This window comes from Nocardia sp. NPDC060255, from assembly GCF_042727395.1.
Taxonomy (GTDB): Bacteria; Actinomycetota; Actinomycetes; order Mycobacteriales; family Mycobacteriaceae; genus Nocardia.
Map to the genome: position 1 here is coordinate 131,338 of NZ_JBHXAU010000005.1, position 15,995 is coordinate 147,332.

Here is a 15,995-nt window from a genome sequence, read left to right on the forward strand (position 1 = left end):
TGGATTGTCCTGCGCCGCTTGCCGACCCGGAGAGTTCGGGTCAGAGGGTGTCATCGTCGTAGTCGCCGAGTACCGGTGTCACCGCGACCGCCGCGGTGGGCACGGTGACACCGAGCTGACCGTCCTTGGGCTTGTGCTCCGGATCGTCGGCCCGCGGCGGCGGTGGCATCGCCACCCCGCCACCGGTCCCAGGATGGCTCTGCTGGTCCGGGCTGGCGGACTTCGACGGGGTGTCCGACGGCTGGGCCGGCACGTCCGGGGCGGGCGCGGGCACGGAGACCGGCGGTGCCGGTGTGTCCACCGGCGCCGTCGCGGTTCCGTTCTGCGACGGCGGAATCACCGTGCCGGGACCGGTCGGGGTGGACGGCGTGGACGGCCGGGTGCCCGCGCCACCACCGAAATCGAACAGCTTCGGCGAGGTGCTCGAGTTCGAGGTGCCGGTGGACTGATCGCCGGTGGTGCTGCCGGGCCGGATCGCCTCGGTCACCGCCTTGTCCGCGCCGGCCGCGACCGTGTCGATGGCGTGTGTGCCGACGTCGGCCACCTTGTCGATGATGTGCGTGCCGACCCCGGCGATCTTGTCGATGATGTTGGTGCCGATGTCGACGCCCGCGTTGATGGCGGCGGTGCCGACCTGCACGCCCGCGGAGATGAGCTGCTGCTGCAGCTGGAGCTGGGCGGCCAGCGCCGGGTCCACCGGCTGCCCGGTGCCGCCGATGCCGGGGACCGTGCTGCCGGGATAGCCCTGGTAATACTGGCCGGTGCCGTCCGGGGTGTATTGGCTTGTGCCGCTTGGCATGAACTGACTCGTCGTGCCGGGCTGCGCGGCGGTGACACCGGACGGCTGGGTGACCGTGAGCGGTCCCATCTCGTCCAGTCGCCTGCTGTGATTGTCCATCTCGGTTTGCGCGGTATCGACCGTGGTGAGCGCGTCGCGCAGAGCCTGGGAGGCCCGCGCGATCACCGCGTCGGTGTCCGGGGCCGCAGTGGCGTTGCCGAGGATCTCGCGCGCGTCGCGCCGGAAGTCGGCGATGATCTGGTCCACCGTCTGCGCGGCGCGGGCGCTGGTGGCGTGCGCGTCGCCGAGCACGCTGAGGTAAGCCGGTCCCCGGTCGGAGATTTCGCCGATCTCGGTTTGCGTGGTGCGCAGCGCGGGCACCGCGGCGTCGGCGCCGCGCGAGGTCCAGGTCGACTCCAGCGCGTGCAGGCCGTCGCGATGCGGGGCTTCCACCTCGGCGGCCTGGGTGGACGCGGACGACAGCGCGCTGGTCGCGGTCTGGTTCGGCACGCCGACGCCGGTGCCGAGGGTGGATCGCAACTGCAGCAGCGGGCGGACCAGCGCAGCGACGATCGGCGGATCCACGTTCGGATCCAGATAGGTGGTGCTCGGCGCGGCGGTGTCGGTACGGGCCGGGGCGGTCCGCCTGCGTAGTCCGGTAAGGCTTCTCATGTCAGCGTCTCCCCTGTCCGGGTGAGGGCGCCCGCGGTATCGACGTCGACACCCTGCATGTTCGCGCTGTAGTCGCGCAGCACCTGGCCGTAGGTGCCGACGAGTTGTCCGGCCGTGGACAACGCTTGGGCGTGTTCGGCGACCGCTGTGGTGAAGCGCGCCGCGAAATCCGCGCCGATCAGGCCGAGGTCGGCGACCAACTGATCTTGATTGACCGCCCCGGAGGCGACCGCGGCCGCCGAGGCCAGCTGTTGGGAGACCGCGTCCGCGATCGCGGTGTAAGCGGCCACCGCCGCCGGATCCAGCTTCAGCGTGTCCACCGTTCCCCTCCCGGGTTCCCAGTCTTTCGCTACCGCGACATGATTCGATGCCAAGCCTACTGCGCGACCTGGACACATCGTGTCCGATCCTCGCGACTCCCTGCCGCCCGAGTATGACAACCATCGCGCGCAATGTCATGCGCTGGCCATCGCGCACCGTCGCCGCGCGCGGGGTCAGCAGCAGACGGCGGTGACCGCGGCGGCGAGCAGGTCGAGGCCGTGACCGATTTCGGCGTCGGTGATCGTCAGTGGCGGCATCAGTTTCACCACCTCGCCCGCCGAGCCGGAGGTCTCCACCAGCAGGCCGCGCTCGAAGGCGGACTGGCAGACCTTGCCTGCCAGCGACGCGTCGTCGAAGGCCAGGCCCTGGACGAGGCCGCGGCCACGGACGCGGGCACCGGGGACCGTCGCGGCCAGGCCGGTCAGTTCCCGCTCGATCCGCGCGCCCTTGGCCAGCGTGGCGCACTCGAGCCGCGGGTCGGACCAGTAGTGCTGCAACGCGACCCGCGCGGTGACGAAGGCCGCGTTGTTGCCGCGGAAGGTGCCGTTGTGCTCGCCGGGCGCCCACTGGTCGAATTCGGGCTTGAAAAGCACCAGCGCCATGGGCAATCCGTAGCCGCCGATGGACTTCGACAGGGTGACGATGTCGGGGCGGATCGCCGCGGTCTCGAAGGAGAAGAACGGACCGGTGCGGCCGCAGCCCATCTGCACGTCGTCGACGATCAACAGGATGCCGCGCACCGCGCACAGTTCGGCCAACTGCCGCAGCCAATCCGCGCGCGCCACATTGACGCCACCCTCCCCTTGCACCGTCTCCACGATGACCGCGGCGGGCTTGTCCAGGCCGGAGGACGGATCGTCCAGCGCGCGCCGCATCCAGCCGAGCGGGTCGGGCGCGTCGAGGTATCCGTCATAGGGCATCGGCATGGCATGCGGCAGCGGCACTCCGGCACCCGCACGCTTGGCGGCGTTGCCGGTGACCGACAGCGCACCGAGCGACATGCCGTGGAAGGCGTTGGTGAAGTTGAGCACCTGCGTCCGCCCGGTCACCTTCCGGGCCAGCTTGAGCGCGGCCTCCACCGCGTTGGCCCCGGTCGGCCCGGGGAACTGCACCTTGTAGTCCAGTCCGCGCGGACCGAACACCGTGTCACGCAGCGTTTCCAGCAGCCCGCGCTTGGCGACGGTCGACATGTCCAGCCCGTGCGTGATGCCGTCGCCCGCGATGTAGTCCAGCAGCGCCCGTTTCAGCACCGGGTTGTTGTGGCCGTAGTTCAGCGCGCCCGCGCCTGCGAAGAAGTCCAGGTACTCCTTGCCGTTCTCGTCGCGCAGCCAGGCGCCGCTCGCGGTGTCGAACACCGCGGGCCAGGACCGGCAGTAGCCGCGCACATTGGATTCGAGGGCCTCGAAAACGGTCATCCCGGCGGCGGTCATCGGCGATCCTTCTCACACAATCTGAAGTGACTGCGTTTCTAACACTGCCGCGGGCGCCGTGCAGCACTTTTCCAAAAACCGTCCGAAGGGGTTCCGCATACCATCCGGCTGGTATTAGGCTTGACTCTTTGTGCGCGACAGAGCAAGCGGGGACGGACAGCTCATCGCGACCAGGCAGCCGCAGCGCGCCTTCGCGGTCTACGCGCAGCTCGCGCGCGCGGGTTTTCGGCGGCAGTCCCAGTACAAGCTGGCCATGTTCGCGGGCCTGTTCACCAACTGCGTGTTCGGCTTCGTGCGCGCGTCGGTGATGCTCGCCGCGGTGCGGGCCACCGGCGACTTCGGCGGCTACACCGAGGGCTCTATCGGCGCGTATGTCTGGCTGTCGCAGGGCCTGCTCGGCGCGATGCAGTTCATGGGACCGCCGCTGGACCTGGCCGACCGGGTGAAGAACGGCGACATCGCGATCGACTTCCTACGTCCGGTCGACGTCCAATTCGGTTACCTGGCCGGTGATCTCGGCCGCGCGGCGTGCACCATCCTGCCGCGCGGGGTGCCCAGCGTCTTGATCGGCGTGTCCACCTTCGGGCTCGTCATGCCCAGCACGCCACTCCCCTATCTGCTCGGTGCGGTGAGTGTGCTTCTCGCCGTTGCCATTTCGTTCCTCTGCCTGTTCGCCGTCGCGCTCATCGGCTTCTGGGTGGTCGAGACCCGCGGCCTCCGGGTGCTGTATCAGGTCACCGGCACCTTCCTCGCCGGACTTTTTGTGCCAGTGCACATGTTCCCCGGTTGGCTGCGCACCATCGCGCAGGCGACACCGTTCCCCTCCATCCTGCAATCGCCGATCGATGTGCTGTCCGGCCGGATCACCGGGATGGCGGCGGTGAGTGTGGTTGCCATCCAGGTGTTCTGGGTGCTCGTGGTCGGCGGCATCGGCCGGGTCCTGCTGGCGGCCGGACGGCGCAAGCTGGAGGTGCAGGGTGGTTGAGCCGGGCACCGCGCGGGCGGGGACCTGGTTCACCCCGTACGCGGCGGTGCTGCGCTCCCGGATCCGGGCCCAGCAGGCCTACCGATTGTCTTTTGTCAGCGAGGTTTTCAGCGCGTTCCTGATCGGCCTGGTGGAGTTCGCCGAGGTGTGGGTGATCTTCCACAACGTCCGGGTGCTGGGCGGCCTCGATCTCAATGCCGCCCTGCTGCTCTTCGGATTCGGCCAATCGACCTTCGCGCTGGCCCAGGTGCTGTTCGGCCACCTCGACACGCTGCCGACGCTGATCCGGATGGGCCAGCTCGACGCGTATCACCTACGCCCACAGCCGCTGCTGCTGCAGCTCATCACCAGCGACATCTCGCTGCGCCGCTTCGCCCGCGCCGCCGTCGCCATCACGGTGCTCGGTCTCGGATTCCTGCGCAACGACATCGACTGGAATCCGGCCGCCGCCGGGCTGGTATTGCTCACGCTGGTCAGCGGAATCGCCCTGTTCGGTGGCGTTTTCGTCTGTGCGGCCGGATTGCAGTTCTATCTGATCGACGGCGCCGAGCTGACCAACAGCTTCACCTACGGCGGCTCGTTCGCCGCGGTGCAACCCGCGACAGTCTTCCCGACCCCGTTGAAACTGTTGTTCGGCTTCGCCATCCCGGTCTGCTTCACCGCGTATCTGCCGACCATCGCCTTGCTCGGGCTGCCGGGTCCGGCGCTGCTGCCCGCGTGGCTGGCCTGGCTGACTCCGCTGGCGGTGCTCTGGGTGTGGTTTCTCGCGCTGTGTTTCTGGCGATTCGGTACTCGGCACTATCAGGGAGGCGGCGGCTAACATGACGAATTCCGGCTCATCGGACGCGATCATCGACATCGAGGACCTGACAAGGCAATTCATCCTGTCCCGCAAGGTCGGCCGCCGCTGGCGCCGCCGCCGCGAGACGCTGACCGCGGTGGATCGGATGTCGTTCCGGATCGAGCGCGGCACGGCGGTCGGCTATATCGGCGCCAACGGGGCGGGCAAGTCCACCACCATCAAGATGCTCACCGGCATTCTGGTGCCCACCTCGGGCAGCGTGCGCACCTGCGGGCTCGAGCCGGTCCGGCAGCGGCGCGAACTGGCCGCGCGGATCGGCGTGGTGTTCGGGCAGCGCTCCCAGCTCTGGTGGGATCTGCCGCTGCGCGAATCGTTTTCGATCCTGGCGGCCATCCATCGGCTGGACCCGGACGCCGCGCGCAAGCGCAAGCACGAGCTGATCGAGCAGCTGGAGATGACCGACACGCTGGACACCCCGGTGCGCCAGCTCTCGCTCGGCCAGCGGATGCGCGCGGAAGTGGCCGCGGCGCTGCTGCACTCCCCCGAACTGGTGATCCTCGACGAGCCGACCATCGGTCTCGACGTGCTGTCCAAGCAGCGGCTGCGCGAGTTCCTGCGCGCCGAGCGCGCCGAACGCGGCACCACGCTCCTGCTCACCACGCACGACATGGGTGACATCGAAAGACTGTGTGGCCGGGTGCTGGTGGTGGATCACGGGCGGCTGGTCTACGACGGGTCGCTGACCGGGCTGGCGGCCACCGTGGGCGCCAGGCGGGTGCTCGTCGTCGATCTGGCCGAGCCGACGCCCGACATCGACGACCTGTCCTGCGCGAAGCTGCTGGCGTCCGAGGCCGGCGGGATGCGGCAGCGGCTGGCCTTCGATCCGGAAAAGACCACGGCCGCACAGCTGCTCGCGCAGGTCTCCGATCGGGCCGAGGTGCGGGACCTGTCGATCGAGGAACCGGAGATCGAGGACGTGGTCCGCCGGATATACGAATCCGCCCGCTGAATCAGCGGGCGGATTCGCTTGTTGTAGTGCGACTCAACGGTTTTCGGGTTCGCGCGCACCCTGGTCGAGCCGGAACGGCGGGTACTCGTCGCGCAGCAGCGTGGCGTAGGCCTGCACGCGGATGGTCCACCGGCTGATGCCGAGGACGAAGTCGTACACGCCCCTGGGGTACCGCGCGGTGAACAGCAGCCCGAGCAGCGCGACGAGCAGCAGGATGCTGATCAGCGGAATACTGCCCGCGCCGGACCATTCGTCATCGTCGTACATATAGAACGTCGTGCCGCCGGTCATCATCGCGCCGAGGATGAGGTAGTGCGGGATGGCGAGCAGCCACCACTTCACCAGTACCAGGCCGCGGTGCAGGCGCTCCGGATAGTCGATCTCGAGATCGGCCGGGTACTCGTCGCTCGACTGCAGACTGAACGGCGGATACTTATCGGTGCCGAGCACACCCAGCGCGTAGAACTCCACCCGCCAGGTCCAGCGCATCACCCCGACATTGAAGTCGAACATCGCCTTCGGGTATTTACCGGTGATCAGAATCGCGAAGAAAGCGATCACCGTGAGCACGAAGTAGGCGATGTGCAAAAAGAAAAGCACGATGTAATGCGGAATGGCCAGAATCCACTTGACCAGCCACATCCATCGCGACAGCGCGGGATCCAGATCGCCTCGGACACGAATCGGATTGACCGAATCCACCAGCTGCGCGGTGTAGTCAGGGTTTACGGGTTCCATGATCGACGCTCCTTTCCGGTGCCTTTCGATCCACGCCACAAAACAGGTGCGGAATAACGTGATTCTCGCCCATTCGGCGTTGATCGACGCCACGATCGGGTACCGACACGCCAACGAATAGGGCCGTATCCACTTGGTGTGTCGCAAACTCCGCCGTAATCGCCCGGTAGGCTCGAACCCAGCCTGGAAGGGAGCCCGTGATCCCCGCCACGCCTGCGGAACACGTCGCCGCGGAGTTCCGCAAGCAGCGCCTCTCGCAGATCAACGAACGCTGGCTCAGCTTCTTCACCCCGCCGGAGATGTCCACCGAACTGCGTCGCCACGGGTTCGGCATTGTCGAGGATCTCGGCCCTCCGCCACCGCGATCCGCTACGCGGGCGCTCCGGCGAACACTCCGGAGCGCCCCGGCCCGCACCTGCTCCGGGCCGTCGTGCGCGGTTAACCCAGCGGCCTGCCCACCGGCACGTTCACGAAGCTGGGTGCCGACGGGTCGAGCACAAGGTGTTGCGGGGCAACCGAATTCAGGATGCCGCCGTCGAAGAGCAGCGGCGGCGGCAGGAAGCCGCGCGGGAAGTTGCTCGCGAAGACGTTCACCCGCAACCGATGTCCCGGCTGTAGCACGGCGTCGACCGGGTTGACGGCGACGTCCAGCGTGGTCGGCTGGCCGGGCACCAGGGTCTGCCGATCGGCGAGCGTCAGCTTGTAGACGGTGTGGGTGTAGTCGCCGTCGGCGTCCTTCGTGCTCCTGTCCTCGTCCACCGCGCGCATCGAGGCGGCGAGCTGACCGCTGGCCAGCACCGTCGACTGTCCGTTCGGCGCAACATCATTCACGGTCACCGCCCAGTAGCCCTCGATGTTGTCGTACTTGGTGTTGAGGTGCACGTTGAGCGGGCCGGACAGCACCGTCGGCTCGCCGACCGGCGCGCCGGTGAAGGTGAGACCGCCGAGCTCGTGGATGCGGTCGTCCCGGCCGCAGAAATTGGCCAGGCTGATGGCACCTGCCGATTCGACGGCGGCGTCACGTGAGCACAGCGAGGTGAGTCCCTGGACCGGCGAGACCGTCAATTGCGCTGCGGCATCGGGTGTTTGCGCACTGAGCGAACCATCGTACACGCTGGTCGCGGTGCCGCTGACGGCCGGCGAGAGGTACATCCGCTGGTAGTCCATGTCGGTGCGCGGGAACGACGACGCGGTGGTCCAGCCGCCGCCCTGCTGCCACAACGCGACCGGCCCGTACTGGTCGACGCCGTTGTCGATGCCCTTGAGCCACTTGTCGTACCAAGCCATTTGGAGCACGTCCAGGCGCGGCGGCTTGCCCGGATCACCCAGACCCGAGCCGGGATTGAAGTGATAGGTGTCGCCCATGATCAGCTTCTTGCGCTCGGGCGGCAGCGGAATGTCGGAGAACGAGCGCGCACTGGACGAGGCGAAGATGTCCTGCCAGCCGCCATAGGCGAAGGTGGGCACCTGAATCCGCTCCGGATGGCCGTCGGTGAACGCCGACCGCAGCGAGCTGCCGGGCAGCAGCTGATCCTTCAGCGGCTGCGGCACCGAATCCACGTTGAGCGACAACGCCATCAGGATGTAATCGAAGAACTCGAACGGCGTCGCCACCCGGTCCAGCAGCCATTGGTAGTCCAGGTGGCCGAGCGCGATGCCGACCGGGTCCGGGAAATTCGAGATCAGGTCGACCGCCGCGATGTACAGCGGGCCGAACAAACCGAGTCCAGCGCCGGGGAAAGCGACATCGGTGAGCGTGTCCGTGCTGCCCTCGATCGGGAAAATCGCCTTCAGGGCGGGCGGATTCTGCTCGGCCGCCTTGAATTGATTGATACCCGAGTAGGAGATGCCGGACATGCCGATATTGCCGTCCGACCACGGCTGCTTACTCGCCCAGTCGATCATTTCCAGGGTGTCCTGGTTCTCCCGGCTCTGGAAGAACTGCCAAGAGCCCTGCGAATATCCGGTGCCGCGAACGTCGGCCACGATGTAGGTGTAGCCCTGCTGCACCAGCTTGCGGTCCGCGCCGAAGGCACGCGGAGCACCGCCTGCCAGCGCCTTGGTCAGATCGGTGATCGAGTCGAACGGCGTGCCGCTGAAGTCGAACCTGTTGACCAGCTGGATCAGCGCGTCCGACAAGACCGGGATGTTCAGGGCGATGTCCGCGATCAGCGACGCGAATTTCGTGTACGGGGTCAGGTTGATGATGGTCGGCAACGGCTCGTCGACGATCCGCCCTGCGGCGTCGACCGGCCGATAGATGTTGGCCTTCAACACCGTTCCGTCGGTCATGGTGATCGGTACGTCGAAGTCGATGTGCACCGGGCCCGGATACTTCGCCGGGCCGTCGTACGCGGCGGTCCACGCCCGGCCCAGTGCGCCGCCGTCCGGCGGCGACTCGGCGGTGGCCGTGCTCGGCACCACCCATAGCGCGGTCATGGCGGTCGCAATCGCCAAGATCCCGACTCTGCTCAACGCGCGGCGAACTGTCCTCATCGACCTCGGCCCCTTGCTATGTACTTGGAAACACTGCCGTACCTATGGTGGATGTGAGAGTAACGGGGACCACACCGAATGGGCAAGTATGACCCCGGTCACTCTCCGCAAGCGACTATTGTCAGGAGATGGGATTGGAAGCCGGCGTCGATCGCGGCCGTCTGCCACGCGGCACACACGGCATGACGCCGGAGGCGGTGGCGCACTCGCAGCGCATGCGGATGTACCTCGGCGTGCTGGAGGCCGTCGCCGAAAGAGGTTACGGCGAAACGACTGTCGGCGATATCGTGGCCCGCGCGAACGTCTCGCGGCGCACCTTCTACCAGTTGTTCCGCGGCCGGGACGACTGCTTCACCGAGGCCTTCGAGGCCGCGGTCGAGCTGGTACTCGGCGAACTGGACCGGAGCGTGCAGGCCTTGCCGCGCTCGGAGTGGCGCGCGCTCATCCGCACAACGCTGGAGACCTACCTGCAGGTCCTGGCCGAGAACGGCATCTACGCCCGCGCGCTGCACATCGAATGCCTGGTCGCCGGGCCGATCGTCGCCGAGCAGCGGCGTCAGATGAAAACGTTGCTCGCGCACCGCATGCGCGCGGCCTTCCGAATCGGCCGCGGCGAGGGCGATATCCCGGCCGACATTCCGACCGATATCTTCGACGCCCTCATCGGCGCCGTCGACGATCGCATTCGCGATTGCCTGGAAGGCCCTGGCCCGCAAGCACTACCGGCGCTCGGTGCACACCTGTACCAGATCACCATGGCGCTGTTCGGCGTGCCGGAATGGGACGCTTAACCCGGGCCGTTCCCCTGCGCGGAATACAGGCTCACTTCGCCATCCTCACTAAGGAATGCGTTGACCAGCATGATGCCTTGCGCCTGCAGTTCATCGGGTTCCGGCGCCTCGGTGGTGATCGAAATCTGCGGTATGACCGCCCAGTTCACCACATAACGCTCCGGTGGTCCGTCGTCGTCGGACAGCCTGGCGAGACGGAAGACCGATATGGTCTTGCGAACGATGAGCGTGCGCACGACCTCACCGATTCGCTCGGGGTCTTCCAGCGCGAACATGAACCCGAATGTCAGCTCGGGCGATGACACGTAGGCGGGCACGAACGTCGAGGCTAGTCGATCGAACGACCCCGCGCAGCCGCCGCGCCGAACCGGTAGCTACCCGTGCGCCCAGTCGACCTTGCCGGTAATACCGGCGGTGCACGCACGTGACCTACCCGTAACGGATCATAACGATTTACCAGCTGCTCACAAATTTGTACACCATACTATTGCGCCGATTCGGCAACCGCGCTTTCCTGAAAGGGTCCCGATTTCTCGGGACGTCTTCCTCATCGCATCGTCGCGGATTTCCCGGTTACTTTGCCGTGCTGGTGGACTGTGGGGGTGGCGTCCGAGCGCGGGGCTGCGCCGGAGCCGAGGGGTGCCCCTCCCCGAAATCCCCCTCGGCCCTGGCGCATCCAGAATGGGATCGTTACCGCAGGGGTGCACGCATATGCCGACCGAATACGCAGCTGTCCGTATCGGGACCGAAGAGTTACCACCGCCTGCCGAACTATTGCGCGCGTTCCGCGAACCCGACGACCCGAACCGCAACCGGCACAGCGTGCTCAGTGCCGCACGGCAACTCGTCGAATGTCACGAACGAAGAAACAAGGCGATCGAAGCGGCGCATGCGCCGGGCGCCGCCGCGGGGCGGGTCGCGGCGTGCAGCCAGCTGGTCGAGGACATCGACGGGCATCGGGCCGAACTGGTCGGGCGCATCGACACCTGGGTGGCCGACAATGTCGAGCACCGCGGCGGCGCCTCGTTGCATACCGAGACGCTCGGCGCGGTGATCGATCGACTAGCGGCGAAATGGATTGCGGCACAACGAGCTTTGCGTCGGACACCGCAGCAGCGGACGCACCCGGTGCAGGTGGACGGGGAAGCCCACCTGCAGTGGTGCAGGCTCGCCGAACTGACCGACGGCTATCGGGATCTGATCACCGACGTCACCGAGCACCGGCGCAGGCTGCCGGTGTGGTGATCAGCGGGTCTCGTCGACTCCCGGCTCGACCACCTCGGGGTCCACGAACGGCGCCTCGGTGGTCACCGTCGGCTTCGGCGCCGGGGGTGCCAGATCATCGTCACGATCGAGATCGAGGTCCTGCTGCGCCGCGGCGTCCCGCCGGGCGGCGTCGGCGGCTTCCTTCATCTCGATCGCGTCGGTGAACCACTCACCGATCTCCTTGGTGACCTCCGCGACGGTGCCCGCGATGATGCCGGCGATATTGCCGACATGCTTGGCACCCGAGGACGTCAATTCTTGAATGAGATCCTTGTTGCTTTCGAATTTCCCGATCATTCACACGCCCACTTCGCTTGCCTTTCGCTGACGCATCACGATAACACCGGGCGACGGTTCGCTCTTGACCAAGCTCGGCGGCAACGCGAGCTTGCAAATCTTCCACCAGACCGAACCGATCTGCTTGCTGAACGAACCCGTGTTGTACGGGAGTCCGTACTTTTCGCACAATGCGCGAACCTCCGGCGCAATCTCCGGATAGCGCGCGGCCGGGATGTCCGGGAACAGGTGGTGTTCGATCTGGTGCGACAAATTGCCGGACATGATGTGGAACAGCTTGCTGCCGGTGATGTTGGCCGAGCCGAGCATCTGCCGGATGTACCACTCGCCGCGGGTCTCCTCGGCGGTCTCCTCTTCGGTGAACGTCTGTACGCCGGTAGGGAAGTGGCCGCAGAAGATGATCGAGTAGGCCCACACGTTGCGGACCAGGTTCGCGGTCACGTTGCCCGCGAGCGTGCTGACGAACAGCGGGCCGGTCAGCGCCGGGAAGATCAGGTAATCCTTGAGCGCCTGCTTGCTCGCCTTCTTCACCTGGCCGAGCACGGTGCGCTTGATGTCGGCCCAGGATCGCTTGCCGCGCACCACATTCTCGATCTCCAGGTCGTGTGCCATCACGCCCCACTCGAACAGCATCATCAGCGCGAACGCGTACAGCGGCTGGCCGAGGCGCAGCGGGTTCCACGACTGGCTCTCGTCCATCCGCAGGATGGAGTAGCCGATGTCGCGGTCCTTGTTGTGGATGTTGGTGAAGGTGTGGTGGATGTAGTTGTGCGAGTGCTTCCACTGGTCCGCCGGGCAGACCGTATCCCATTCGAAGACACGGGAATTCAGGCCTGGCTCACGCATCCAGTCGTACTGGCCGTGCATGACGTTGTGGCCGATCTCCATGTTGTCCAGGATCTTCGACACACTCAGCGCGGCGACCGCGGCCAGCCAGACCGGCGGCAGGAAGCCGAGGTACATCAGGCCGCGCCCGGCGATCTCGAATCCGCGCTGCGCCTTGATGATCGAGTAGAGGTACTCCCGGTCGCGGTCGCCGAGATCGGCGACGACCTTGGCGCGCAGCTCGTCGAGCGCCTTGCCGAGTTCTTCGATCTGGTCCGGGCTCAATACCAGCGGGCCGTCTTCGGTTTCGGTCAGGATTGTCATTGCGATGAATCCTTTGCTAGTCAGATGTCGATGTCGACGTCGCCCACGGGGGCGTTGATGCAGAGCTGGATGGGCTGATCCGGGTCACTGTCGGTTTCGCCGGTGCGCAGGTTGCGGGTGCAACCGGTGCGGCGAACCGCGGTGCAGGAGAAGCAGATTCCCATCCGGCAGCCGTATGCCGGGCTGAGACCGGCGGATTCGGCCTGCTCCAGCAGGGGCGCGCCGTCGTTGTCCGCGGCGACGCCGCTGGCCGAGAAGTTCACCGTGCCGAAGACGTCGTCGGCGTTGACCGGCGTGAGCGAGAGCGTGAATTCCTCGGTGTGCAGCCGATCTTCCAGCTGCTCGGCCTCGAAAATCTTGCGCACCGCGTCCATCAGCGCGGACGGCCCGCAGACGTAGGTGTGCGCGTCGGCGAACCACGGCGCCACCCGCTCCAGCTCGTCGTAGTCGAAGTACCCGCTGGACTGCACGGGCGCCACGTCGACCCACGGCGCCGTCGCGTCGGCCCTGGCGGTATCGGACCGCCACGGATGACGCAGTTCGATGCGGAAGTTCTGGTGCCGCCGCGCGATCGCGTCGAGTTCCGCGCGGTGCGGAACCACCTCGGGCGATTTCGCGTAGTGCAGGAAGACGACCTCACCCGGGTAGCCCTCGTCGGCCAGGGTGCGCAGCATCGACAGCACCGGCGTGATGCCGCTGCCGCCGCTGATCAGCAGCACCCGGTCCGGGCGCAGGTCGGGCAGCCGGAAGACGCCCGCGGCCGGCGCCAGATCGACCACCATGCCCGGCGCGGCGTTGCGCGCGAGGAACTGCGAAACCAGGCCGTCGGGATGCGCCTTGACGGTGAGCTGGAGATATCTGCTCCGGCCGCCCGCCGGATTGACCGGCGAATAGCAGCGGGCGTGGCGGACACCGTTGATCACCACGCCGATCTGGACGTACTGCCCGGCGGCGTGGCCTTTCCATTGCCGGGTCGGGCGCAGGGTGAGCGTCACCGAACCGGGGACCGAGCGGTCCACCTGGGTGATCTCGGCGCGCATCTCCCGCGCGGTGAGCGTGGGGCGCACGAGTTCCAGGTACCGGTCCAGCGGATGTGGCGTGGTCAGGGTCTGCACCAGGTTGATGAGATCCACCATCTGTTCTCCGTGCCTCGTGTCGGGGTGCCTCAGGGTCGGGGCTGTTCGACTGGGAGAGGACCCGCGACGTTGCGTTCCAATTTCAGTGCACGTCTGTACACTCAACTAGTGTGACCGATGACCGGGGTCCGGTGTCAACCGGCAAAACATGTGACACGAACAACATCTTGGGGTCGGTGGAATGGTGAACGGATGTATGCTCACCGTGATGAGCGAGCAGGCAGCAACTCGAGGCGAGCGCAAGGAGCGCACGCGACAGGCCCTACTGGACGGCACCCTGGCGCTGGCCGCCGACCGCGGGTTCGCCGCGCTGAGCCTGCGCGAGATCGCCCGCTCGGCGGGCATCGTGCCGACCGCCTTCTACCGGCACTTCGCGTCACTGGACGACCTGGGCGCCCAGCTGGTCGATGACGGCATCACCGCGTTGCGGCTCGCACTACGCGAGGTGCGCCGCAAACCCGACGCGAGCCTGTCCGACACCGTGCGCTTCGTCTTCACCCAGGTCGACCCGAAACGCGAACTGTTCGGCTTCCTGACCAGAGAACGCCACGGCGGCTCCGCCGCACTCCGCAAATCCATTGCGCTGGAACTCCAATTGATCGTCCGCGAACTGGTCGCCGACCTCTCCCGCATCCCCGCCCTAGACTCCTGGACACCCGCAGACCTCGAGATCGCCGCCGACCTCCTGGTCGCAACCGTCACCGACGGCATCGTCGCCTACATCTCGGCCCCGCCACGCGAACAAGACAACATCATCACCCGCACCGTCCAGCAAATGCGCTTGATCTCACTGGGCATGGGCGCCTGGTGGCCCCCGAAAGAGCGGTAGTCCTCAGCGGGCCTCGGGATCGAGCGCCAGCACCGAGCGGCCGCCGTTCACCGGCAGCACCGCGCCGTTGACGAAGCTCGCGTCCGCCGAGAGCAGATACGCCACGGCCGCGGCCACCTCGCCGGTGGTCGCCACCCGGCCGATCGGATGCAGTTCCGCCATCTGACGCTCCACCCTGGCCGCCACCGAAGGATCAAGGGCCGCAAGGAATTCCGCATAGCGCTCGGTCGCGACCGAGCCGGGTGCCACGGCGTTCACCCGAATCCCCTTCGGACCGTACTCGACTGCCAGCGCACGGGTGAGCCCCTCGATCGCGGCCTTCGCGGTGCTGTAGGGCAGCGCGCCCGGCACGGCTCGTTGCGCCTGGTGTGAGGTGATATTCACGATCGCGCCGGGAGTTTCGGTGTTCAGGAACCGGCGAACAGCGGTGGTGCAGCCGACGACCGCCGGCGCCAGGTTGGCGGTGATCAGATTGACGACACATTCGGCGGACTCGGAATGCACTGACGCATCACGGAATACGGCCGCATTGTTCACCCAGCCCGTCAACGTGCCCGCCTGCTGCGCGATATCGGCGGCCTGCTCGGCGATCGCCTCGGACGAGGCATCACCGAGCACCGGAATCACCCGGCCGCCAGCCCATTCGAGTGCCTCAGCATCTCGCTCGACAGCGACCACGACATTCTCCCGGCCGAGCAGCCGCTCCACGATCCCCCGCCCGATCCCCCGCCCGCCACCGGTCACCACATACGAAAGCGCCATACGCCCGATGCTAGACAACCGGGTCCACGGGCTACCCGAAGATCATCTGGTGGCCGCGGGCGGTGTCCATGTACTCGCGGACGCGGTGGATCAGGCCGTCGTGTAGTTCGAAGATGAAGCAGTAGTCGTTTTCGTAGATGTTGCCGTTGATGAGCGTGGCACTCATCGTCTCCTCGACGATGACACGGTCGCCTTCGGCGTAAAAGCCGTGGAAGTCGACGGCTACGTTGTCGGCGAACAGCTTCGGGAAGCCGTTGGCGATGAAGTCCGCGATAACCGTTCGGCCGATCATGCGGCTCGGGCCGTCCAGAAAGACGGCGGTGGCGTTGTTCGGCGGCGCGAGCCACTCGGCGTCTTCGGTGAAACATGCTGCTATCGCATCGAAGTCATGTGCCGCGAAGGCTTTCCACGCGCTCTGCACGATGGCCTTACTGTCCTGAGTCACCTCCTCGACGCTACAAATTTTCGACCGATAAGCTGGCGGAAAACGGACGAGGTCACCTCGATGGATTTGGTCACCTCTCGCAGGACTGC

General features: G+C 66.6%; 17 protein-coding genes. 6 read left to right on the top strand and 11 right to left on the bottom strand.

All coding sequences use genetic code 11. From position 1 onward, the window contains the following. Positions 1–40: 40 nt before the first annotated feature. From ACFWF1_RS12410 to ectB, 3 genes are all read right to left on the bottom strand, one after another. Positions 41–1,450 (bottom strand): hypothetical protein, encoded by a 1,410-nt coding sequence (locus ACFWF1_RS12410; RefSeq protein WP_379285119.1) that lies wholly within the window; start codon positions 1,448–1,450, stop codon positions 41–43. Beyond that, positions 1,447–1,770 (bottom strand): hypothetical protein, encoded by a 324-nt coding sequence (locus ACFWF1_RS12415; RefSeq protein WP_379285118.1) that lies wholly within the window; start codon positions 1,768–1,770, stop codon positions 1,447–1,449. Before ACFWF1_RS12415 ends, ACFWF1_RS12410 begins: the two co-directional genes overlap by 4 nt. A 174-nt stretch (positions 1,771–1,944) precedes the next feature. Beyond that, entirely contained in the window at positions 1,945–3,201 is a 1,257-nt protein-coding gene (gene ectB, locus ACFWF1_RS12420; protein WP_379285117.1) for a diaminobutyrate--2-oxoglutarate transaminase, read from the bottom strand. Between the two features lie 130 nt (positions 3,202–3,331). On the opposite strand from ectB, the gene ACFWF1_RS12425 reads away from it, so the two are divergent. From ACFWF1_RS12425 to ACFWF1_RS12435, 3 genes are read left to right on the top strand one after another with little or no spacing between them, the layout of a single operon-like run. Further along, on the top strand, positions 3,332–4,186 hold the full coding sequence (locus tag ACFWF1_RS12425) for an ABC transporter permease (RefSeq protein WP_379285116.1): 855 nt from the start codon (positions 3,332–3,334) through the stop codon (positions 4,184–4,186). Next, on the top strand, positions 4,179–5,006 hold the full coding sequence (locus ACFWF1_RS12430) for an ABC transporter permease (RefSeq protein WP_379285115.1): 828 nt from the start codon (positions 4,179–4,181) through the stop codon (positions 5,004–5,006). Before ACFWF1_RS12425 ends, ACFWF1_RS12430 begins: the two co-directional genes overlap by 8 nt. Position 5,007: 1 nt before the next feature. Next, on the top strand, positions 5,008–5,997 hold the full coding sequence (locus ACFWF1_RS12435; RefSeq protein WP_379285114.1) for an ATP-binding cassette domain-containing protein: 990 nt from the start codon (positions 5,008–5,010) through the stop codon (positions 5,995–5,997). Between the two features lie 33 nt (positions 5,998–6,030). Here ACFWF1_RS12435 and ACFWF1_RS12440 read toward each other — a convergent pair whose 3' ends face one another. Together ACFWF1_RS12440 and ACFWF1_RS12445 are read right to left on the bottom strand one after the other, a co-directional pair. After that, positions 6,031–6,735 (bottom strand): DUF4389 domain-containing protein, encoded by a 705-nt coding sequence (locus ACFWF1_RS12440; protein ID WP_379285113.1) that lies wholly within the window; start codon positions 6,733–6,735, stop codon positions 6,031–6,033. A 438-nt stretch (positions 6,736–7,173) separates the two neighbouring features. After that, positions 7,174–9,231, bottom strand: a complete 2,058-nt coding sequence (locus tag ACFWF1_RS12445) for a CocE/NonD family hydrolase (protein WP_379285112.1) — start codon at positions 9,229–9,231, stop codon at positions 7,174–7,176. A gap of 128 nt (positions 9,232–9,359) precedes the next feature. Here ACFWF1_RS12445 and ACFWF1_RS12450 point away from each other — a divergent pair, with 128 nt between their 5' ends. Then, entirely contained in the window at positions 9,360–10,022 is a 663-nt protein-coding gene (locus ACFWF1_RS12450) for a TetR/AcrR family transcriptional regulator (protein ID WP_379285111.1), read from the top strand. Here ACFWF1_RS12450 and ACFWF1_RS12455 read toward each other — a convergent pair. Then, positions 10,019–10,339 (bottom strand): hypothetical protein, encoded by a 321-nt coding sequence (locus tag ACFWF1_RS12455; protein WP_379285110.1) that lies wholly within the window; start codon positions 10,337–10,339, stop codon positions 10,019–10,021. The genes ACFWF1_RS12450 and ACFWF1_RS12455 overlap by 4 nt on opposite strands. 394 nt (positions 10,340–10,733) lie before the next feature. Between ACFWF1_RS12455 and ACFWF1_RS12460 the strand changes: the two genes are divergently transcribed. Beyond that, positions 10,734–11,267 (top strand): DUF4254 domain-containing protein, encoded by a 534-nt coding sequence (locus tag ACFWF1_RS12460; RefSeq protein ID WP_379285109.1) that lies wholly within the window; start codon positions 10,734–10,736, stop codon positions 11,265–11,267. Here ACFWF1_RS12460 and ACFWF1_RS12465 read toward each other — a convergent pair whose 3' ends face one another. From ACFWF1_RS12465 to ACFWF1_RS12475, 3 genes are read right to left on the bottom strand one after another with little or no spacing between them, the layout of a single operon-like run. Next, positions 11,268–11,585, bottom strand: a complete 318-nt coding sequence (locus tag ACFWF1_RS12465; RefSeq protein WP_379285108.1) for a hypothetical protein — start codon at positions 11,583–11,585, stop codon at positions 11,268–11,270. It lies immediately after the preceding gene. Next, the gene (locus ACFWF1_RS12470; protein WP_379285107.1) at positions 11,586–12,734 is read right to left on the bottom strand and encodes a fatty acid desaturase family protein; all 1,149 of its coding nucleotides are present in this window, start codon (positions 12,732–12,734) and stop codon (positions 11,586–11,588) included. A 20-nt stretch (positions 12,735–12,754) separates the two neighbouring features. Further along, positions 12,755–13,870, bottom strand: a complete 1,116-nt coding sequence (locus ACFWF1_RS12475; protein WP_379285106.1) for a ferredoxin reductase — start codon at positions 13,868–13,870, stop codon at positions 12,755–12,757. A 208-nt stretch (positions 13,871–14,078) separates the two neighbouring features. Here ACFWF1_RS12475 and ACFWF1_RS12480 point away from each other — a divergent pair, with 208 nt between their 5' ends. Further along, a complete protein-coding gene (locus ACFWF1_RS12480) occupies positions 14,079–14,699 on the top strand; it encodes a TetR family transcriptional regulator (RefSeq protein WP_379285105.1) in 621 nt (206 codons plus the stop codon). A 3-nt stretch (positions 14,700–14,702) separates the two neighbouring features. Here ACFWF1_RS12480 and ACFWF1_RS12485 read toward each other — a convergent pair whose 3' ends face one another. Together ACFWF1_RS12485 and ACFWF1_RS12490 are read right to left on the bottom strand one after the other, a co-directional pair. Continuing rightward, entirely contained in the window at positions 14,703–15,461 is a 759-nt protein-coding gene (locus tag ACFWF1_RS12485; RefSeq protein WP_379285104.1) for an SDR family NAD(P)-dependent oxidoreductase, read from the bottom strand. A 31-nt stretch (positions 15,462–15,492) separates the two neighbouring features. Further along, positions 15,493–15,906: a nuclear transport factor 2 family protein gene (locus ACFWF1_RS12490; RefSeq protein ID WP_379285103.1), complete on the bottom strand. Its 414-nt coding sequence runs from the start codon at positions 15,904–15,906 to the stop codon at positions 15,493–15,495. Positions 15,907–15,995 lie beyond the last annotated feature (89 nt).